The organism is uncultured Catenibacterium sp. (assembly GCF_900540665.1).
GTDB lineage: Bacteria > Bacillota_I > Bacilli_A > Erysipelotrichales > Coprobacillaceae > Catenibacterium.
Window position 1 is genome coordinate 14,202 of the sequence record NZ_UQGV01000011.1, and the last position, 22,460, is coordinate 36,661.

At 35.4% G+C, this 22,460-nt stretch carries 17 protein-coding genes, 1 tRNA gene and 1 riboswitch; of the genes, 4 read left to right on the top strand and 14 right to left on the bottom strand.

The window, feature by feature from the left end; genetic code table 11:
* Positions 1-2 precede the first annotated feature (2 nt).
* The 13 genes from QZQ55_RS02665 to QZQ55_RS02725 all read right to left on the bottom strand — a co-directional run bounded on the left by QZQ55_RS02665 (position 3) and on the right by QZQ55_RS02725 (position 16,969).
* Complete coding sequence (locus QZQ55_RS02665) at positions 3-1,286, bottom strand: HlyC/CorC family transporter (RefSeq protein WP_295089560.1); 1,284 nt, start codon at positions 1,284-1,286, stop codon at positions 3-5.
* Between the two features lie 159 nt (positions 1,287-1,445).
* Positions 1,446-2,597 carry a lactaldehyde reductase gene (gene fucO / locus QZQ55_RS02670; RefSeq protein ID WP_295089599.1) on the bottom strand — a complete coding sequence of 384 codons (1,152 nt, stop codon included), beginning with the start codon at positions 2,595-2,597 and terminating at the stop codon, positions 1,446-1,448.
* A gap of 182 nt (positions 2,598-2,779) precedes the next feature.
* Positions 2,780-3,481, bottom strand: coding sequence for an LPXTG cell wall anchor domain-containing protein (locus QZQ55_RS02675; RefSeq protein WP_295089563.1), 702 nt, complete (start codon positions 3,479-3,481; stop codon positions 2,780-2,782).
* A gap of 337 nt (positions 3,482-3,818) precedes the next feature.
* Positions 3,819-4,361 (bottom strand): TetR/AcrR family transcriptional regulator C-terminal domain-containing protein, encoded by a 543-nt coding sequence (locus QZQ55_RS02680; RefSeq protein WP_295089566.1) that lies wholly within the window; start codon positions 4,359-4,361, stop codon positions 3,819-3,821.
* An 85-nt stretch (positions 4,362-4,446) separates the two neighbouring features.
* Positions 4,447-5,826, bottom strand: a complete 1,380-nt coding sequence (gene purB, locus QZQ55_RS02685) for an adenylosuccinate lyase (protein WP_295089568.1) — start codon at positions 5,824-5,826, stop codon at positions 4,447-4,449.
* A gap of 3 nt (positions 5,827-5,829) precedes the next feature.
* Entirely contained in the window at positions 5,830-9,585 is a 3,756-nt protein-coding gene (locus QZQ55_RS02690) for a phosphoribosylformylglycinamidine synthase (RefSeq protein ID WP_295089570.1), read from the bottom strand.
* Between the two features lie 9 nt (positions 9,586-9,594).
* Complete coding sequence (gene purD / locus QZQ55_RS02695; RefSeq protein WP_295089572.1) at positions 9,595-10,845, bottom strand: phosphoribosylamine--glycine ligase; 1,251 nt, start codon at positions 10,843-10,845, stop codon at positions 9,595-9,597.
* 11 nt (positions 10,846-10,856) lie between these two features.
* Positions 10,857-12,380, bottom strand: a complete 1,524-nt coding sequence (purH, locus tag QZQ55_RS02700; protein ID WP_117459151.1) for a bifunctional phosphoribosylaminoimidazolecarboxamide formyltransferase/IMP cyclohydrolase — start codon at positions 12,378-12,380, stop codon at positions 10,857-10,859.
* Positions 12,377-12,967 carry a phosphoribosylglycinamide formyltransferase gene (purN, locus tag QZQ55_RS02705; RefSeq protein ID WP_295089574.1) on the bottom strand — a complete coding sequence of 197 codons (591 nt, stop codon included), beginning with the start codon at positions 12,965-12,967 and terminating at the stop codon, positions 12,377-12,379. Before purN ends, purH begins: the two co-directional genes overlap by 4 nt.
* Positions 12,961-13,986, bottom strand: coding sequence for a phosphoribosylformylglycinamidine cyclo-ligase (purM, locus tag QZQ55_RS02710; protein WP_295089577.1), 1,026 nt, complete (start codon positions 13,984-13,986; stop codon positions 12,961-12,963). Before purM ends, purN begins: the two co-directional genes overlap by 7 nt.
* A gap of 21 nt (positions 13,987-14,007) precedes the next feature.
* Complete coding sequence (purC, locus tag QZQ55_RS02715) at positions 14,008-14,715, bottom strand: phosphoribosylaminoimidazolesuccinocarboxamide synthase (protein ID WP_006506992.1); 708 nt, start codon at positions 14,713-14,715, stop codon at positions 14,008-14,010.
* 15 nt (positions 14,716-14,730) lie between these two features.
* Complete coding sequence (purE, locus tag QZQ55_RS02720; RefSeq protein WP_217747415.1) at positions 14,731-15,219, bottom strand: 5-(carboxyamino)imidazole ribonucleotide mutase; 489 nt, start codon at positions 15,217-15,219, stop codon at positions 14,731-14,733.
* Between the two features lie 79 nt (positions 15,220-15,298).
* Positions 15,299-16,969, bottom strand: a complete 1,671-nt coding sequence (locus tag QZQ55_RS02725) for a formate--tetrahydrofolate ligase (RefSeq protein WP_295089579.1) — start codon at positions 16,967-16,969, stop codon at positions 15,299-15,301.
* Positions 16,970-17,084: 115 nt separating this feature from the next.
* A riboswitch (ZMP/ZTP riboswitch) is annotated at positions 17,085-17,165 on the bottom strand.
* A 90-nt stretch (positions 17,166-17,255) separates the two neighbouring features.
* Between QZQ55_RS02725 and QZQ55_RS02730 the strand changes: the two genes are divergently transcribed.
* A complete protein-coding gene (locus QZQ55_RS02730) occupies positions 17,256-17,756 on the top strand; it encodes a flavin reductase (RefSeq protein ID WP_295089582.1) in 501 nt (166 codons plus the stop codon).
* Positions 17,757-17,765: 9 nt separating this feature from the next.
* Here QZQ55_RS02730 and QZQ55_RS02735 read toward each other — a convergent pair whose 3' ends face one another.
* Complete coding sequence (locus QZQ55_RS02735) at positions 17,766-18,215, bottom strand: NUDIX domain-containing protein (RefSeq protein ID WP_295089585.1); 450 nt, start codon at positions 18,213-18,215, stop codon at positions 17,766-17,768.
* Positions 18,216-18,336: 121 nt separating this feature from the next.
* Between QZQ55_RS02735 and pepV the strand changes: the two genes are divergently transcribed.
* The 3 genes from pepV to QZQ55_RS02750 all read left to right on the top strand — a co-directional run bounded on the left by pepV (position 18,337) and on the right by QZQ55_RS02750 (position 22,340).
* Positions 18,337-19,701: a dipeptidase PepV gene (gene pepV / locus QZQ55_RS02740; protein WP_295089588.1), complete on the top strand. Its 1,365-nt coding sequence runs from the start codon at positions 18,337-18,339 to the stop codon at positions 19,699-19,701.
* Between the two features lie 46 nt (positions 19,702-19,747).
* A tRNA-Leu gene (locus QZQ55_RS02745) sits at positions 19,748-19,833 on the top strand.
* 59 nt (positions 19,834-19,892) lie between these two features.
* Positions 19,893-22,340 (top strand): excinuclease ABC subunit UvrA, encoded by a 2,448-nt coding sequence (locus tag QZQ55_RS02750; protein WP_295089591.1) that lies wholly within the window; start codon positions 19,893-19,895, stop codon positions 22,338-22,340.
* Positions 22,341-22,460 lie beyond the last annotated feature (120 nt).

The following is a 22,460-nucleotide window of genomic DNA, read 5'->3' on the forward strand; positions in this document are numbered from 1 at the left end:
CTTTAATCGTGTTTTTCTTCTTTTTCTTCTTGACTCTCCTCTTCCGGAATAATAAGTCTCAATAATTCAATTCTGTTTTTATCAATCTTTTCAATAATAAACATACAGTCATCAACATAAACCTTTTGATGAGGATTTGGTGAACCATTCACCTGACCTAAGACAAGACCACCAATAGATTCAAATTCTTCTGAAGCAAATTCTGTACCACAGCGATCATTTACTTCATCTATATTTAAACTGCCATCTACTAAATAGACATTCTTAGAGATTTTCTTTACTTCTTCACTATTGTCATCATATTCATCATCGATTTCACCAACGATTTCTTCGACAATATCTTCTAATGTCACAATACCAGCCATAACACCATATTCATCTAATACAACTGATAAAGAAACATGTTCCTTACGCATAGAAGCAAATACATCTGAAATATGATTAAATTCATAAACGAAATAAGCATCTCGCATATAATCTTTTACCTGGAAATGTTCATGATCAACAGGCTTCATTAAGATATCCTTGATATGTAATACACCAACAATCTCATCACCCTCTTCTGAAAGAACAGGTAAACGAGAATACTGTGATTCCTGTAATACAGCAACCACCTCATCATAAGTCGCATCATAATCAACTGTAGCCACGTGAATACGTGGTGTCATGATTTCTTTAATATCAGTATCACCAAAATCAAAGATGTTATGCATCATTTCTTTTTCTTCATCTTCTAATACACCTTCTTCATGAGACACATTTACAATTGTTTTTAAGTCTTCTTCAGAAAGTGTAGGCTGTGGATCAATATTACCACCTAATATATGAATCAAGCCATGAGACACAGCTGTTAAGATAACGACAACTGGTGTAAATATAAAATTTATTAATTGAATAAAGCGACAGAATCTATAACATAATACTTCTGATTTACTTACTGCAAGTGTTTTTGGTGTAATTTCACCAAAAATAAGAATCATTAATGTAACAAACCCTGTTGCAATCGCAACACCTGTTCCTTCATTACCAAATACACTAATCACAAAAGATGTAGTTAATGAAGAAGCAAGAATATTTACAAGATTATTGCCCACTAGAATTGTACTTAATAAATGATCTGTATCTTCTAAAAGTTTAGAAACGATTAAAGCCTTGGCATGCTGAGGATCTTCTTCATCCTCACTTACAGTCTTTACTCTAATCTTAGAAACAGACATAAATGCAGTTTCTGCACTAGAAAATAAACCTGACAATCCTATCAATATAATAAAAATAACAACCATCATTATCTGACTCGAGTCCACGACACTATCATACTCCTTTAATAACTATATTGAGTGCTATATACAAAAGCACAAGTCTATTATACATTTTTTATAAGAAACATCAACAAAAAACAAAAAGGAGGAACAAATGTTCCTTCCTCTAGTAGATTGTTAATTATATTATTTAAGTAATGATCTATATAATGCTTCAATATCTTCAACTGAAGTATCTCTTGGGTTACCTGGACGGCAAGCATCAGCATAAGCATCCTTAGCTAACTGAGGAATATCTTCTTCCTTAACAACACCCTTAAGAGTCATTTCGATACCAACATCTTCACCTAACTTCTTAACAGCATCTACAGCAGCTTTACGGTATTCTTCCTGAGTCATACCATCTACACCTTCAACACCCATAGCCTTAGCGATATCTTTATACTTTTCACCAGTATATTCAGCATTGTATTCCATAGTTGTTGGAAGTAAGATTGCACAAGCTTTACCATGAGGCATATCATAGTAAGCACTTAATGTATGAGCCATAGAATGGTCAACACCTAAACCTACGTTAGAGAATCCCATACCAGCAACATACTGACCTAAAGCCATACCTTCACGTCCTTCAGCAGTGTTTTCAACAGCACCTCTTAATGAACGAGCGATGATTTCGATAGCTTTAATATGGAACATATCTGAAAGTTCCCACGCACCTTTAGTAATATAACCTTCAATAGCATGAGTTAAAGCATCCATACCTGTAGCAGCAGTTAATCCTTTTGGCATTGAAGACATCATGTCTGGGTCAACAACAGCAACTACTGGAATATCATGAGTATCTACACAAACGAATTTACGTTTCTTTTCAACATCAGTGATTACATAGTTGATTGTAACTTCAGCAGCAGTACCTGCAGTAGTAGGAACAGCAATGATTGGAGTACATGGGTTCTTAGTTGGTGCAACACCTTCTAATGAACGTACATCAGCAAATTCAGGGTTTGTAATGATGATACCGATTGCTTTAGATGTATCCATTGAAGATCCACCACCGATAGCTACGATACAATCAGCACCTGCTTCTTTGAATGCAGCAACACCAGTCTGTACGTTTTCGATAGTTGGGTTTGGTTTAATGTTGCTGTAAAGAACATATTCAATACCAGCTTCATCTAATAAATCAGTTACTTTCTTAGTAACTCCAAACTTTACTAAGTCAGGGTCAGAAGCAACGAATGCTTTCTTAAATCCTCTTGCTTTAATTTCTTCTGGAACAGCTTTAATAGCACCTGCTCCATGATAACTTGTTTCATTTAGCATGAACTTATTCATGATTATCAATCTCCTTTGTGATTCATTTTCTGACTCCATGGTATCATTGTAAGTGTTATCATTCAAGTGACAGATAAGTCAATCTGTCACTTTGTGAATAATTTTACAAAAAAAGCAACTGATTTCTCAATTGCCTTTCTTCCCTTTACATTTGATTTTACTTACGCTTATTTTAATAAGACAGATTATTCAGCCATTTTCTTCTTAGTAGTTAATACAACAGCAGCTAAAGCACTTACTACTAATAATGAAGCATATAACGCAACATTCATAGTATCACCAGTTTTTGGTGCTTCCTTCTTTGTAGTTGTTGTAGTACCCCTATTTTCTGCAGGTTTTGCAGGCGTAGAAGGCTTAGCTGGCTGAGATGGTGCAGTAGGTGTTACTGTGATTTCTGGAGACTTTACTGAAGCTTCAACATAAACAGTTTTAGACTCATACTGATCATCTAATTCGAATCCAAAGCTGAATTCAATTTTATTAATCTTTGTCCAATCTACTGAAATCTGGTTTTCAAAACTATCATCCCAAGTTTTTGCGTTCTTTAATACATCTTTAGTAAATGTAATCTTACCTTTACCTTCTTCATTTACTTCTACTTTAGCTGCAGCACCTGTAATAGGCATTGCGCCATTTATATCATAAATATAGATTTCCTGAGTATAAACTGTTCCACCCTTAGTATCTACATCAAAGACAATATCATTATCCCCTGTCCATTTAGATGTAGTTAAAGTGATTTCTGGTTCATAAGAAGCTGGTGTAGTTTCAGTAACAGCTGGAGTATCACCATTTACTACTGCATCTTCTGCAAATACTGCTGTAGTAGATAATGCTGATACTGATAAAGCACAAGCGACTAACATAGTCATCAATTTCTTGTTCATAACCGTTTTCTCCTTATTTGATTTGTCCCAAAAAAAAGTCTTTTCAACTTTTCTAATAATGTAAAAAGGCATAGAATATCTATAAAAAATAGATAATCCATGTCAATACACTATAAGTTTGTCAAAAAGATCAAAGTTTCCCTTCATATTTATTTCATCTGTCCATCATAAGCGTAAAAATGTTTATATGAAGTTGTCTACCCTTCTTATAGATTACTTATGTAATCCTTTTCAAGACTAATTTCATTATACCTTTTAATTTTAAGCAAATCAGAAATCTAACTTTAAGTAACATTATTTCGCACGAATGATTTATTATGAAAAAGAAAAAGAGATCTTATTTCAGATCTCTTAGCAGTTCATCTAACTTTGGTGGTAATGCTTCAATCAGCATATCAGCTAATTCTTCAGGTTTTAGCTTATATCCTTCTGTTGCCCAATCTACTGTCATAGTAATAGACCCATGACAATACATTTCTAATAAAAATTCTATATCTGATGGGATATTATTACCTAATTTTCTCTTAATAATATTCTGATAGAAAGTGAGAATACAATTATAATCATAGTTTTCTACATTATTATAATCTTTAGATTTAAATGCTTCTTTAAAGAATACCCTATCATTATAAATAAATTGGAACTTCTTAATAAGCCCTTCTCTTAAGGTTTCACTATTACCAATCTGTAAGAAAGACTTGTCCGCTAATATTTCAAAATACCAGTTCACAAGATCATATTTATCACGAAAATAACGGTAAAATGTCTGTCTAGTCTTACCGCTCATTTCCACAATATCAGTCACTGTGATCTTATCAAGAGACTGATGATTCATCAGTTGTTTGATGCATTCTGCAAATACATATCGTGTATCTCCCAAGATTCTCACCACCTTTTGTAACATTATAACAAACCCATCTCTAAAAATAAAGAAGACAACCCCAATAGAGGTTGTCTCTTAATGATTAAAGTTCGATATCACAAAGTTCTGAAGCTAAACCAATGTATGAAGAAGGTGTCATATCTAATAAAGTCTGACGATCTTCATCACTTAACTGTTCTAAGCTCTTTGCGAATGCCTGAATATCTTCCTGAGAAATATTCTTACCACGAGTTAAGGCCTTAAGTGTATCATAAGCATCTGGTACACCATATTTTCTTAACATTGTCTGGATAGGTTCTGCAAGAACTTCCCATTTTTCATTTAAGTCTTTCGCAAGCTTTTCTTTATTTACAACACACTTAGCTAAACCACCAGTTGTTTCAGAAATAGCCTGTAATGAATATCCGAAGCATAATCCTAAGTTACGCTGACTTGAAGAGTCTGATAAGTCTCTCTGCATTCTTGACTTAGGAAGCTTGTTAGATAATGCAACACATAGATTATTTGATAAATCAATGTTTGCTTCAGAGTTTTCAAAACGGATTGGGTTAACCTTATGAGGCATAGTTGAAGAACCAACTTCACCCTTAACAGGAATCTGTTTAAAGTATTCCATTGAGATATATAACCACATATCTACATCTAAATCAGCCAATACATTGTTGAAATGACGAATACCATCTAAGATATGACAAGTATAGTCATGAGATTCAATCTGAGTTGTTAATGGATTGAATGTAAGTCCTAAATAGTCTTCTACGAATTCCTTATTTAATGTAGGCCAATCTTCGTTAGGGAAGGCTGTTAAGATAGCACTGTAGTTACCAGTTGCCCCATTGAATTTTGCTTTAATCTTGATATTTTCAACGTTTTCAATACTAGAAAAGAAACGATAAGCATAGACTTTGAATTCTTTACCAATAGTTGTAGGTGTAGCAGGCTGTCCATGAGTATGTGCAAGCATTGCATCATCCTTATGATCTACTGCTAATTTATTGATCATTGAAGCAAATTCTTTAGCTGCAGGTAACCAAACATCCTTTAAGCCATGTTTAATCATACATGCATATGATGTATTGTTGATATCTTCAGAAGTACATCCGATATGTACATAGCTTTCTAAATGTTCATAACCTAAAGCTTTAAGCTTTTCATCAATGAAATATTCTACTGCCTTAACATCATGTCTTGTAACAGATTCGATTTCTTTAATTCTCTTGAAAGAATCAAAGTTGAAATCTTTAGAAATCGCAAGAATATCATCTACCTTGTTAGGATCAACCTTGTCTAAAGTTTCTGTATGAAGGTGATCCAACTGGAACTTCAACCACTGGATTTCTACAAACACTCTATACTTAACAAGTGCATATTCACTGAAGTAATCAGCTAACTGATCTTTAATCTTGCCATAACGTCCATCTAGAGGACAGAGTGTCATACTTTCAAATTCTAATTTATCCATTCGTTATTCTCCTTTAAAATACTTCACGCCGGCTTCAAATAACTTCTGATCCATTTCACCGTAGATGTTAAGGTCTCTGTTTTCACCCTGACGTTCAGAATGACCCATCTTACCTAATACTCTACCATCTTCAGAAACGATACCTTCAATACCATACATAGAACCATTAGGGTTATATGGAGATTCCATAGTCACATTTCCATTTGGATCAACATACTGGAATGCTACCTGACCATTATCAATTAACTGATCAAGTACTTCCTGAGGTGCAACGAAACGTCCTTCACCATGAGAAATAGGGATAATATGTTCATCACCTAACTCTACATTTGCAAGCCATGGAGACTTCACACTAGATACTCTTGTAGTTACCATCTGAGATAAGTGGCGTCCAATTGTATTGAATGTTAGAGTAGGATCATCTTTGCTCATATCCTTAATATGTCCATGAGGAAGTAAACCAAGTTTTACTAATGCCTGGAATCCATTACAGATACCAATCATTAAGCCTTCACGATTGTCTAATAAATCATCGATTGCAGCCTTTAATCTTGGGTTACGTAATACAGTTGCAATGAACTTACCTGAACCTTCAGGTTCATCACCAGCTGAGAAACCACCTGGTAGCATCATGATCTGTGCATTATGGATTGCTTCTTCTAATTCATCAACAGACTTCTTAATATCTTCTTCTGTCTTATTTCTAATAAGAACAAGCTGAACCTTTGCACCTGCTTTTTCAAATGCACGTTTAGAATCAAATTCACAGTTAGTTCCTGGGAATACAGGAATAACAACATTGACTTCATCATACTTCTTAGAAGCAAACATCTTGCCTCTTTCATTGCAGTCACCAGTACGTACTTCTGTAGTAGGTGCTTTTGCTGTAGTAGGATAGACAGATTCTAATGGTGCACTATTCATTTCATATGCATCATCAAGTGTAACTTTCTCACCCTTATATGATACAGCCTTTTCTTCATTTGTAGAAGCAATAATACGAACATTTTCATATCCTTCAACAACTTCTGCATTGTCTACTTCTACAACAATATGTCCAAAGTTCTTTTCAACTAAGTCATTAAGTGTTAATGCATCGTCAAATGCTACACCAATTTCATTACCAAATGCCATCTTGTAAACAGCTTCAACTAAACCACCGTCTTTAACTGTATAAGCTGAATAAGCCTTACCAGACTGTATCAATGCTTCTACTGCATCGAACTGTTTTCTTAATGCTTCAAAATCAAATACATGGAATTCATCCTTAGGAAGCATGAATTCTACTAATACATGTCCTGCTTCTTTTAATTCAGGAGTGATGACTTTATGTACATCCCCACCAGTAATCGCAAATGATACTAAAGTTGGAGGAACATCTAAGTCTTCAAATGAACCTGACATAGAATCCTTACCACCAATAGAAGGTAATAATAATTCTTCCTGAGCACGATAAGCGCCAAGTAATGCAGTAAATGGTTTACCCCATCTCTTAGGATCATTTAATAGTTTTTCAAAGAATTCCTGGAATGAGAAACGGATTGTATGCCATGTACCACCCATTGCGATGATCTTTGCGACAGATTCTACAACCGCATTGATTGCACCATGATATGGTGACCATTCAGAAACAAGTGGGCTATAACCATAACTCATTAATGAACATGTAGTTGTTTCTTTTCCTAATACTGGAATTAATGCAGCCATACCTTCAGTTTCTGTACGGTAAGTCTTACCACCAAATGGTGAAAGAACAGTACCATTACCGATAGAAGAGTCAAAACGTTCTACTAAGCCCTTCTGAGAAGCTGTAGATAAACGAGATAATACTTCTTTAGTCGTTTCAGTGAAGTTTTCTTTTGCTTCTGGGTTGAATGGTGCCTGATCAAAATCAGGTAATTCTACATGGATATCCTGATAACGTTTAGCTCCTGCTTCATCTAAGAAGTCTCTAGAGATATCTACAATAGTATCTCCCATATATTTCATAGTTAAACGGTTCTTATCTGTAACTGTAGCCACCTGTACAACTTCAAGGTTTTCATCATGAGCAGCCTGGATACAGAAGTCTTTATCACATTCATTGATGACAATAGCCATACGTTCCTGTGATTCACTAATTGCAAGTTCAGTACCATTTAAACCTTCATATTTCTTTAATACTGCATCTAAGTTGATATCAAGACCAGGTGCTAATTCACCAACTGCAACACTGACACCTCCAGCACCAAAGTCATTACATCTTACAATCTTCTTAGAGAATTCTTTGTTTCTAAATAATCTCTGAATCTTTCTTTCTTCAACTGGATTACCTTTCTGTACTTCAGCACCAGCAGTTTCAGTAGTCTTTAATTCATGTTTCTTAGAAGAACCAGTGGCACCACCGATACCATCACGACCAGTACGTCCACCAATTAATAAGACAATCTGTCCATTTTCAGGAATTAATCTCTTAACCTGTTCTTCTGGTGCAGCTGCAACTACAGCACCTAATTCCATTCTCTTAGCAACATACCCCTGATCATATACTTCATGGACAAAACCAGTTGTTAAACCAATCTGGTTACCATAAGAAGAGAAACCATGAGCGGCTTCTTCACAGATTTTTCTCTGTGGTAATTTACCAGGAAGTGTATCTTCTAATTTCTGGCGAGGATCACCTGCACCAGTAATGCGCATAGACTGGTAAACATAAGCACGACCTGATAATGGGTCACGGATTGCACCACCTAAACATGTAGCAGCACCACCAAATGGTTCAATTTCTGTTGGATGGTTATGTGTTTCATTCTTAAACATTAATAACCAATCTTCATCACCATCAGTTGTATGAACTTTTAAACGAACTGAGCAGGCATTGATTTCTTCAGATACTTCCATATCATCCAAATAGCCACGTTTTCTAAGTTCTTTCATAGAAATAGTTGCAAGATCCATTAAAGTAAGTGGTCTCTTTGTATCTACACCATAAACAACATGACGGCTTGCTTTATATTTTTCTACATCTTTTTCTAAGATTTCTTTAAATGCACCACTTGCGATATCAATATCAGTAATAACAGTCGCAAATGTAGTATGACGACAATGGTCAGACCAGTAAGTATCTAATACTCTGATTTCAGTTTCTGTAGGATCTCTCTTTTCTACATCTCTGAAATAGTTCTGAGTTACTTTTAAGTCATCGAAGTTCATTGCAAGACTCATCTTTTCAAGTAATGCTTCAACTTCTTCATCAGTGAAACCAATAAATCCTTCAATAACTGGAACTTTCTTGATTTCAACAACAGCATCATTTAAATCTTCTGGCTTTTCTAAAGACGCTTCTCTAGAATCAACAGGGTTAATTAAATAATGTTTGATTGCTGGTAATTCATCACTAGAAATACCTTCGATTACAATAAGCTTTGCACATTTAACCTTAACGCCCTTTTCACCAGTTAATAACTGGAAGCACTGTTCACAGGCATCAGCTCTAGCATCATACTGTCCTGGAAGATATTCAATCGCAAAACTTACAGCTCCTTCTGGAATTGCATATTCTTCACGATATACTTCATCTACCATTGGCTCAGAAAGAATAGTAGGAATACCTTCTTCTAATACTTCTTCAGTAATCCCCTGAAGGTCATAACGGTTGACAACTGTTAAGTTAGAAATGTCAGTTAAACCAAGTCTTGTCATCAAATCATGTTTGATAGAATCTGCTTCAACCGCATTTTCTTTTCTTTTTTCTACATAAACGCGATAAACTTTAGCCATGTTATCCTCCTAATGTAAGCCAATATCTTTACGCATATACATGCCGTCAAAATGAATGTTTTCAATTGCATCATAGACTTTCTTTCTTGTTTCTTCAAGATCATGTCCTAATGCACAAACGTTTAATACACGTCCACCATTTGTGACGATTTCATTGTTTTCATTACGTTTAGTACCTGCATGGAATACAACGATATCTTCTGGAAGATGATCTAAACCAGTAATGACTTTACCATTTTCATAAGATCCAGGATAGCCTCCACTTGCAAGAACAACACATGTTGCCTGTTCATCTTTCCACTTAACATCTACATCTTTCAATGTATTTGTCGCACATCCATACATCACTTCATATAAATCACTTTCAAGTCTCATTAAGATAACCTGAGTTTCAGGATCACCAAAACGAACATTGAATTCTAATACCTTTACATCCTGATCCTTGATCATTAATCCAATAAAGACAACACCACGATAATCCATATGATCTTCATGTAAGCCTTTCATGAATGGGTCAAGAATCTTTTCTTTGAAAGTCCCTTCCATACCTTCAGGTAAAAATGGGTTAGGTGATACAGTACCCATACCGCCAGTATTTGGACCTTCATTATTATCATAAATCTGTTTATGGTCTTTTGCAGATACCATAGGTACGATTGTATCATGGTCTACAAAACATAGTAGAGAACATTCAAAACCAGTTAAGAATTCTTCTAAGACAACCTTCTTACCAGCTTCACCAAAAGCACTGCCATCAAGCATAACCTTTAATTCTTCTTTTGCCTGTTCTTTTGTTTCACAGATGACTACGCCCTTACCTGCTGCAAGACCATCAGCCTTAACAACAACAGGAAGATCAAATGCATCTAATGCTTTAACAGCTAATTCATAATCAGTCACTTCTTCATACTTTGCAGTAGGAATATTGTGCTTTTTCATGAAATCCTTAGAGAAGGCTTTAGAACCTTCAAGAATAGCTGATTCTTTTCTAGGACCAAATACTTTGTGTCCTCTTTCTTCTAAATAGTCAGCAAGTCCCATACATAATGGTACTTCAGGACCAATAACAGTTAAATCAATACCCTTTTCTTCAACAGTCTTTAAGATAAAAGGCATATCTTCTACACTACCTGGAATACATACAGCATCCATACCAGGATTACCAGGAATAGCATATAATTCAGTAACATGTTTACTCTGTTTTAATTTCCAGGCAATTGCATGTTCTCTTCCACCACTACCAATAACAAGAACCTTCATAGAACGCCTCCTTAGTGTCTAAAATGTCTATAGCCATTGAAGACCATTGTCATATCATGTTCATCACAATAGTCAATAGATTCCTGATCACGAACTGATCCACCAGGCTGTACAATAGCCTTAATACCTGCTTCATCAGCCACCTGTGCACAATCACTAAATGGGAAGAATGCATCACTTGCTAATACAGCACCATGGAAATCCTTATCAGGATTATTATGAATTGCATTTTCTAATGCCCAGATACGTGAAGTCTGTCCTCCACCTACTGCAAGAGTACATCCGTCTTTCACTAGTACAATCGCATTAGACTTAACATATTTAACAACCTTCAAACCAAATTCCATATCAGATAATTCAGCTTCTGTTGGCTGCTTTTTAGTCACTACTTTCATTTCATCAATAAGCTTAGTATTTAATTCCTGAACAAGTGCTTTACCTTCAAGATACTTAATATCATACTTAGCATCACGTGCATCAAGATTCTTAAGTTTTAATAAACGTAAGTTCTTCTTCTTTTCTAATACTTCTAAAGCATCATCATCAAAATCAGGTGCTGCAATGATTTCTAAGAAAGTCTTCTTCATTTCTAAAGCAGTTTCTTTATCAATCTTATAGTTTACAGCGATGATACCACCAAAGATAGAAGTTGGATCACCTTCATAAGCACGCTTATAAGATTCATAGCCAGTCTTACCAATAGCAACACCACATGGAGTAGAATGTTTGATTGCAACAGTAACAAGCTGATCACCGAATTCTCTTACACAAGCAACAGCACCATATAAGTCATTCACGTTATTGAAAGAAATTTCTTTACCATGTAACTGTTCATAATCTAATAAAGAATGCTGAACATATGGATCAACATAGGCATTTGCACTCTGTTGAGAGTTTTCACCATAACGCAAATGATCTGTCTTCTTTAATGAAATATTTAAGATATCGGGGAATTCATCATGGACCTGATCAGCGAAATAACGAGAAATCATTGCATCATAGCTGCCTGTTAAGCTATAGGCCTTATAAGCAAGATTCATTCTGAATTCAAAATCAGTCTTATCTTCTCTAATAGCTTCTAAGACAGCATCATAATCTTTTGGATCAGTAACAATCAATACATCCTTGAAGTTCTTAGCAGCAGAACGGATCATTGAAGGTCCACCGATATCAATGTTTTCAATCATTTCAGCCATTGGCTTACCAGCCTTAAGCGCTTTTTCAAACTCATAGAGATTACAACAAACAAGATCAATAGGTGTAATACCCATTTCTTCTACAGTCTTGACATGTTCTTCTACATCTCTTCTAAATAGAATACCACCATGTACTTTTGGATGAAGTGTCTTAACTCTTCCATCAAGAATTTCAGGGAAACCTGTCACATCATCGATTTCAATAGCTTTTACACCTGCTTCTAATAGTTTCTTATATGTTCCACCAGTAGAAACAACTTCAAATCCTAATTCTTCAAGACCTTTCGCAAATTCAACAATACCTTCTTTATTTGTAACTGATACTAACGCTCTTTTCAACTGATCTTCACCCTTTCGTTTTCTACAGAAACACGTCCTTCACAATATAAAGCAACGGCTTCTGGTAAAATTTCATGTTCGATTTCTAAGACACGTGCCTGAATATCTTCAGGTGTCTCTAAATCTGAAATATCAACTGCTCTTTGTAAGATGATTGGCCCACCATCCACTTCTCCAGTAACGAAATGAACAGTTGCACCTGATACCTTTACACCTCTTTTAAACACAGCTTCATGGACATGCATTCCATAGAACCCAGGACCACAGAAAGATGGAATAAGTGAGGGATGAATATTAATAATACGATTCTTATATTGTTCAATCAGCTTATTTCCCACAATAGCAAGATAACCTGCTAATACAACAACATCAATCTTTTCTTCTTCAAATCTCTTTAAGATCTCGTCTTCATCCTTGATCCATTCTGCCTGAATACCATGAAGGCAGGCTCTTTCTAAACCGTAAGCCTTCTTACGGTTAGAAATAACCAGACGGATCTGTCCATTGATTTTTCCGGCTTCACACGCATCGATGATGGACTGAAGATCAGTTCCACCACCAGATACGCATACAGCTATGTTTAGCATAATTCTGCTCCCTTTTCACCTTCAGCAATATAACCTACTGCATAGCTTTCATAGCCAGCAGCATTGATTGCTTCGATAGTCTTTTCAACATCTGCAGGATCAACAGCAAGAACCATACCTAATCCCATGTTGAATGTGTTATACATCATCTTTTCTTCAACGTTTCCTGCTTTTGCAATTAAGCCAAAGATAGGAGGTACTTTATAGCTGTCCTTCTTAACAACAGCCTTTACACCATCAGGTAACATTCTAGGAAGGTTTTCATAGAATCCTCCACCAGTAATATGGCTGCATCCTTTAACCTTGATACCAGCATCCTTTACGCTCTTTAATGCTTTTACATAAATCTTAGTAGGAGCAATTAATGCTTCACCTAAAGTAGTACCTAATTCATCATAATAAGTATCTAAAGATTCTTTAGTCATTTCAAATACGCTACGTACTAAAGAGAATCCATTACTATGTACACCAGTAGATGCAATACCAACTAAAGCATCACCAGGCTTGATTGTAGAACCATCAATAATATCCTTCTTATCTACAACACCTACTGCAAAACCAGCTAAATCATAATCATCAACAGGCATTAAACCTGGATGTTCTGCAGTTTCACCACCAACAAGGGCACATTCAGACTGAATACATCCTTCAGCAACACCCTTAACGATAGTCGCAATCTTTTCAGGATAATTCTTACCACATGCAATGTAATCAAGGAAGAATAGAGGTTCTCCACCTGAACAAGCAATATCATTCACACACATTGCAACTGCATCAATACCAATTGTATCATGTTTATCCATTACAAAAGCAAGTTTTACCTTTGTACCACAGCCATCAGTACCTGATAAAAGAACTGGTTCTTCCATATCCTTGATCTTGCTTAAATCAAAAGCGCCCGCAAAACCACCAATACCACCAAGTACTTCCGGTCTCATAGTAGCCTTAACATGCTTCTTCATTAATTCTACTGACTTATAACCTGCTTCAATATCTACTCCAGCTTTTTTATAATCCATGTTTCTTCATCCTTTTATCTATTATTTTTCCATTCTTGCAAGAACTGCTTTATAAGTTTCAATTAAATCTCCGATATCCTGTCTGAATACGTCTTTGTCATACTTCTTGTTAGTATCTACATCCCATAAACGGCAAGAATCTGGTGAAATTTCATCAGCTAATACGATTTCGCCTTCTTTAGTCTTACCAAATTCGATTTTGAAATCTACAAGCTTTAAGTTTAATCTTAAGAAGAAAGCCTTAAGTAATTCGTTGATCTTTAATGTTTCAGATTTGATAGTGTTATATTCATCTCTAGTGCAAAGACCTAAAGCAACAGCATGGTCTTCATTGATTAATGGATCACCATATTCATCATTCTTATAACTAATTTCAAAAATTGGTTCTGCTAAAACAACACCTTCCTTAGCACCAAGTCTCTTACAGAAAGAACCTGTTGTAATATTACGTACAATAACTTCTAGTGGGAAGATTTCTACTTTCTTAACTAAATCATCAGTATCATTTAACTTTTCAATCATATGAGTCTTGATACCAGCTTCTTCTAACATATCAAAGATAATACCTGAAATAGTGTGGTTTAATACACCCTTACCAGCAAACTGATCATGTTTTACACCATTACCTGCAGTTGCATCATCTTTATAATGCATTAAGATAACATCTTCATTATCAGTTGCAAAAATTTCCTTAGCTTTTCCTTCGTACATTAATTCTTTCTTTTCCATTGTTGTTTTCTCCTCTTATCTATATTTTTCTGAAATTTCGTTGTTTGTATCTAAGCAGGCTTTTTCCATAGCCTGACGGTTGTTCTTTAATTTTTCACTTAATTCTGGATATTTGATTGCCATGATTTCAAGTGCTAACCAGGCAGCATTCTTAGCACCATCAATTGCAACTGTTGCAACTGGGATACCAGAAGGCATCTGGACAATTGATAATAAGGCATCCACTCCATCTAAACTTGCACCTTTGATTGGAATACCAATAACTGGTAACACTGTCATAGAAGCAACGACCCCAGGTAAGGCGGCAGCCATACCAGCAGCTGTTAAAATAACATCTGTTCCATTGTTGTTGCATTCTTCTACAAATTCACTCAATGCACGATGTGCACGGTGTGCAGATAAAGCACGTACTTCAACATCTACGCCATATTCTTTTAATATAGCAATTCCTTTTTCTACCTTTGCTTCATCAGAGGCAGAACCCATAATTACTGCAGCTTTCATTTCAGTCCTCCATTATTTTCATTATGACTTTCATGATCTAGGTGCTCAGAGGCCTTTCACCTAAACTTGACCTCAATTATTAGAATAAACCGGTAATCTTACCTTCTTCATCAATGTCCATATTATTGGCAGCTGGTACTTTTGGTAAACCTGGCATACGCATAATACTTCCAGAAATAGCAACTAAGAATCCAGAACCAGTATTTGGAATCAAATCATTAATTGTTACCTTGAATCCTTCTGGACGTCCAAGTAAAGTAGGATCATCTGATAAAGAATACTGAGTTTTCGCAATACAGATTGGTAAATCACCTAAGCCCTGAGCAGTGAACTTCTTGATCTTATTAGCTACCTTCTTAGTGAAAACAACATCATCTGCACCATAGATTTCTTTGGCGATTGTCTTGATTTTTTCATCAATAGGCATATCTAATGAATAGATAGGTGCATAATGAGATTCTTTAGTATCAAGGATATTTAATAGCTTGTTAGCAAGATCAATGCCTCCTTCGCCACCCTTAGCCCATACTTCAGAAATAGATACTTCAACATTTAATTCCTTACACATATCATCTAATAGCTTTAATTCAGCTTCTGTATCTGTAGGGAAGGCATTAATAGCAACGATACAAGGTAAACCAAACTTCTTGATATTTTCAATATGTTTAGTTAAGTTACCAATACCCTTCTTTAATGCTTCAAGGTTTTCAGTACCTAATTCCTTCTTATTGACACCACCATGCATCTTTAATGCACGAACAGTCGCAACAATGACAACTGCATCTGGATTTAATCCAGCCTGACGACACTTGATATCTAAGAACTTTTCAGCACCTAAATCAGCACCAAATCCTGCTTCAGTAATAGCATAATCACCAAGCTTCATAGCAAGCTTTGTAGCCATAACTGAGTTACATCCATGAGCGATATTGGCAAATGGACCACCATGTACAAATACTGGAGTATGATCTAAAGTCTGTACAAGGTTAGGCTTGATGGCATCCTTTAATAATAAAGTCACAGCGCCAGTTGCATGAATATCATCAACAGTGACTGGTTCACCATCATAATTATAAGCAACAATCATTCTTGCTGCTCTTGCCTTTAAATCTTCAAGAGAAGTAGATAAACATAAGATACCCATCACTTCACTTGCAACACTAATATCAAAACCATCTTCACGAGGAACACCATTTGGTTTACCGCCTAAACCAACAACAATATGTCTTAAAGCACGATCGTTTAAGTCAACAACTCTCTTCCATACAATCTGTCTAGTATCAATATTCAAAGGGTTACCCTGCTGAATAGAGTTATCAAGCATTGCCGCAATCAAGTTATTTGCTGAAGTGATGGCATGAATATCACCTGTAAAATGAAGGTTGATATCTTCCATAGGAACAACCTGGGCATATCCTCCACCAGCTGCACCACCTTTAATGCCAAAGCAAGGACCTAAGCTTGGTTCACGCATTGCGACTACAGATTTCTTACCTAACTGATGTAATGCCTGTGATAAACCAATCATTGTAGTTGTCTTACCTTCACCTGCAGGTGTTGGGTTAATTGCAGTTACAAGAATTAATTTACCATCTGGATTATTTTCAACTTTCTTGATAGTTTCTAAAGAGATTTTTGCTTTATATTTACCATATAATTCTAAATCATCTTCAGTAAGTCCAATCTTTTCTGCCACATTCTTAATTGGCTCCATGACTGTACTCTGTGCAATTTCTACGTCTGTTAACATTTTTTTGTTTTTCCTCTCTTTCAGGTTATTTTCTTTCAAAACAATTATATACTAATCCAGTACCTGCATGCTTTCTTTTTTTTTGAAAAAACAAAAAAAGAGCCTACTAAGTCCAGGACGTTGCCCAGACGGTCGGCTCTTCAAGAAATTATACTCCATGTGGTTAATTCCACTTCCGTCAGTCGTATAATACAGTTGTAGTTTATCAAATAACCTATAGTTTGACAAGCACAAATTTGATTAAATATTGTCATATGTTTATAATATAAAATCGGAGGTAATGACTATGTTTAAAGAAGTAGATATAAAGACATTTGATTTAGAAATATTCAATAAATTGAACAAGGAATGGGCACTACTTAGTGCAGGTAATAAAGACGCATTTAATACTATGACTATTTCATGGGGAGAGATGGGTACATTATGGAATAAGCCAGTGATGACTTGCTTTGTAAGACCACAGCGCTATACAAAGGAATTCATAGATTCCAATGAAAATATGACTCTTTCATTCTTTAATGGAGAACATATGAAAGACTTAACAGTATTAGGTAGAGAATCTGGACGTGATGGAGATAAGATTGCAAAGACTGATTTAACACCTACATTTATTGAAGGTCTTCCATCTTTTGAAGAAGCAGACATTGTCATTGTTGGAAAGAAACTCTATGAAGATACAATTAAGCCTGAATGTTTCTTAGATGAAACACTTGTGGATAAGAATTATCCTAACAAGGATTTCCATACAATGTATATCTGTGAAGTTAAAAAGATCTATATGAAATAAGAGAAGCGTTTAATTTGCTTCTCTTTTTAGTTCTTCGTATTCTCGTATTTGATTATATTCTTCGATTGTTTTCTTAATATCATTAAAGATATGTGGATCAAGTGTCTTCTCTAGTTCATCTTCATCCACAAACTTATAATCTGTATGCTCAAATGAGATCTTTACTTTATCATTTGTAGGAATACACAAGAAACCAATACCTACTGTCTGATAATGTGGTCTAATAGCCGTAAATGTGTAAACAGGTTTAATGATTTCAATATCTAGTCCTGTTTCTTCCTTTAATTCTCTTACTAACGCCTGGTGAGGATCTTCCCCATATTCTAATCCACCACCTGGTAATTCCCAATAACCAAGTCCATCTGATGAAGGTCTGACACGCTTTAGAATCAATGTCTTACCTTCATAAATCACAATACCTTTTACTGTAATATGAAATTGTATGTCCTTATTCTCCATATTCTTTTGCCCCCCTTTTTACTATATTAGCACAACTCTTGAACGAACGTTACAAAAAGGTGCAGTATGTGTGTTTCAAATACTTAAAAAATTGTATATAATAGTCAATGAGGTGAATAAAATGATCGATTTTAAAGAAGAAGTATTAAAGCATAAAGATGAAATGCTGAAAGATTTAAAGGACTTATGTCTAATTCCTTCAACTCTTGATGAATCTACTGCGAAAGAAAATCAGCCATTTGGTGAAAACAACCGTAAAGCGCTTGATTTAATGCTTTCTATTGGTAAGAGAGATGGATTCGTCACTGATGATTGTGATGGATATGCTGGTTCTATTGACATTGGTGAAGGAGAAGAATGTTTTGGTATTCTTGGACACTTAGATGTTGTACCTACTGAAGGTCAGGAATGGGATTATCCAGAATATGATATGACTCTTGATGGAGATACACTTTATGGTCGTGGTGTTGCTGATGATAAGGGGCCTTTAATTGCTGCTTATTATGCTGCTAAGATTGTTAATGAACTTGATTTTGAAAAGAGAATGAAGGTTCGTATTATCTTTGGATGTAATGAAGAAAATGGTTCTCGCTGTATGCATTACTATTTCCAGCATCGTCCATATCCAAAGATGGGATTTACTCCAGATGCTGATTTCCCTGTAGTATATGGTGAAAAAGGTAACTGTCATTTCATCATCAAGGGTAAAACTGATGATGATAAGGTGATTTCTATTCATTCAGGACGTGTAGTGAATATCGTACCAGATCAGGCTAAAGCTGTATTAAAGGGTACTGACTATGAAGAATCATATAATGCATTCTTAAAAGAAAATAACTTCAAGGGTTCTTTAGAAGTTGTAGATGGTAACACACACTTATTCTTAAAAGGTAAGAGTGCCCATGCATCTCAGCCTCAGTTAGGTAATAATGCCGCAAGTAACCTATGTCATTATATTGCAAGTGTAACTGATAATAGCTACGCAAAATTCGTTGATGAATATTCATATAATGATTATTTAGGTGAAAAGTTCAATGTCGCATTTACTGGTGAAATGGGTGCTTTAACTGTTAACCTTGGTATCTTAGATTATGAAAATAATGAAGGTTCATTAACTCTTGATTTACGTCTTCCTCATGACTCAGACAATGATGAACTTGTTAAGAATGTAGATGAAGCTGTTAATAAGTATGGCTTTAGTGAAGAACATGATATTGGTCCTGCATTATATGTAGATCCTAATAGTGAATTAGTTCAGAAGCTTCATGAATCATATGTACAGTTCACAAATGATCATGAACATGGTCCTCAGACTATTGGTGGTGGAACTTATGCAAAGGAAATGCCTAACTGTGTTGCTTTTGGTTGTGAATTCCCTGGTAAAAACCATCATATGCATGAAGAAAATGAATTAATTTCATTAGATGATTTATTAACTGCAGCTGCTATCTATGCTCAGTCTCTCTATAATCTTCTTAAAAAATAGTTGAATTCTATGTGCAACTCAAGTATAATTTGAGTTGCACAAAGTTGCGGCCGTGGTGGAATGGTAGACACGCAAGTTTGAGGGACTTGTGGACGTACGTCTGTGTGAGTTCAAATCTCATCGGCCGCACCATTAATTAAGATGAACTAGCTAGAGATAGCTAGTTTTTTATATTACGTGGAGGATTTTGTATGATTGATCATATGGAAATAAGAGGCGCAAAGGTTCATAATTTAAAAAATATCGACGTTGATATTCCTTTAAATAAGATTGTAGCTATTTCTGGTGTATCAGGAAGTGGTAAGTCTTCTTTAGCATTAGGAGTCATTTATGCTGAAGGTTCAAGAAGATATCTAGAAGCATTATCTACTTATACAAGAAGACGAATCTCTCAAGGAGAAAAAGCCAAAGTAGATTCTATCAAATATGTTCCTAGTACTCTAGCATTACATCAAAGACCTAATATACCTGGCATTCGTTCTACCTTTGGAACACAGACAGAATTATTGAATTCTATTCGCTTATTATTTTCACGTTGTGGAGATTATTTATGTCCTAACGGACATAGAGTACCTGCGAGTATAAATGTAGCGAGAGGTGAAATGATTGAGTGTCCAATCTGCCACGAAAGATTTAATGGCTTAAGTGCTCAGGAGTATGCCTTTAATTCACAAGGCGCATGTCCTGATTGTCAGGGCACTGGTATTGTACAGACAATTAATATTGATTCTTTGATTCCTGATCCTCATCTAACTATTGATGAAGGGGCTGTGGCGCCATGGAATACACTCATGTGGTCATTAATGAAAGATGTCTGTCGTGCTATGGGTGTGCGTACTGATGTTCCTTTTGAAGAATTAACAGAAGAAGAGAAGCATATTGTATATGATGGACCAATGGTAAAAAAACATATTTTCTATCGTCCTAAGAATAAAGAGAGCGTGGATGCAGGAGAATTAGATTTTACTTACTATAGTGCCAAAGCGACTGTCTTGAATGCATTAAAGAAGGTTAAGAATGAAAAGAATATGAAGCGTGTCAGTAAATTCCTTAAGGAAGAGACATGCCCGACTTGTCATGGTTCTCGTATTAATACACGTGCAAATTCTACATTACTAGGTGGGAAGACTTTAACTGAAGTATGTGCGATGAGTTTAAAGGATTTAGCTGCATGGCTTCCACAGGTAATCAATACCCTTAATGATGATGTGAAAGAAATGGGTTCTACTATTCTTGAAGAATTCACGATTAATGCGAATGCATTACTGTCTTTAGGACTCGGTTATCTGACTCTTGATCGTGCTTCTTCTACATTATCAACAGGTGAACTACAAAGAGTACAGCTTGCACGTACTGTAAAAAATAGAACAACAGGTGTTCTTTATGTTCTTGATGAACCTTCTATTGGATTACATCCAGACAATGTAGATGGCTTGATTGCGATTATGAAAGAGTTGATCAAGGATGGTAACTCTATTGTTTTGGTCGATCATGATACAAGAATTCTTAAGGAAGCGGATTATATGATTGAAATAGGGCCTGAAGCAGGTAAGAATGGTGGTTCTATAATTAGTCAGGGTACTATTGATGAAATCATTCAGGATAAGAATTCTATCATTGGACCTTATCTCAATGATTTACATCAAACTCTTGTAAGAAATAAGAAAGAAATTTTTAATGAAGACTTTTTAAGACTTAAAACAGATACAATACATACTGTCAAACCACTTGATATTTCTATTCCTAAAGGAGTTCTTACTACAATTACTGGTATGTCTGGAAGTGGTAAGACAACATTGATTCTTGAGTCTTTATATCCTGCCATAAAGGCTTCATTAAATCATGAAACACTTCCTCAACATATAAAAGAATTGGATGCATCATGGGTCAATAAGGTTGATTTAATTGATGCGTCCCCTATTGGAAATAATGTCAGAAGTACTGTTGCAACTTATTCTGGTGTATTTGATCATTTAAGAAGATTGTATGGAAGATTAAGTGATCAATATAGCGCAGGTGATTTTTCTTATAATACAGGTAAGTTAAGATGTCCTGTATGTGAAGGTACTGGTACTATTTCTATGGATATACAGTTTCTTCCAGATATAGAAATGACTTGTGAACATTGTGATGGTACACGTTACAGCAATGATGTGGATTCTATAATGTACCATGGTTATTCTATTAAGGATGTGATGTCTCTTACTATCTTAGAAGCGTTAGATGTATTTAAAGAAAGTAAGAAGATTAAAGAGAAACTACAGGTTCTAGTGGATTTAGGAATTGGTTATTTGACTCTTGGTGAAGCAACACCTGCCTTATCTGGTGGAGAAGCACAAAGATTAAAACTGGCATCAGAAATAGGAAAAGTACAAGATGGAAGCATCTTTATCTTTGATGAACCTTCTATTGGATTACATCCATTAGATGTAGAAACACTACTTCGTGTATTTGATACATTAATTAATCAAAAAGCGACTATTATTGTGATTGAACATGACTTAGATGTTATTAGAAATTCTGATTATATTATTGATATGGGACCTGAGGGCGGTCAACTTGGTGGAGAGATCATTGCGACGGGAACTGTCGAAGAAATTAAGCAGAATAAGAATAGTAAAATTAGAAAATACTTGTGAAAGGCTGTAACGAATTCTTGAGCGTTACAGCTCTTTTTCATAGAAAAAAGAATATCAGAAATAATATGGGTCTTTAATTTTTGTGGGGGTCAGACCTTCGCTCTAAATATTTGGGGGTCT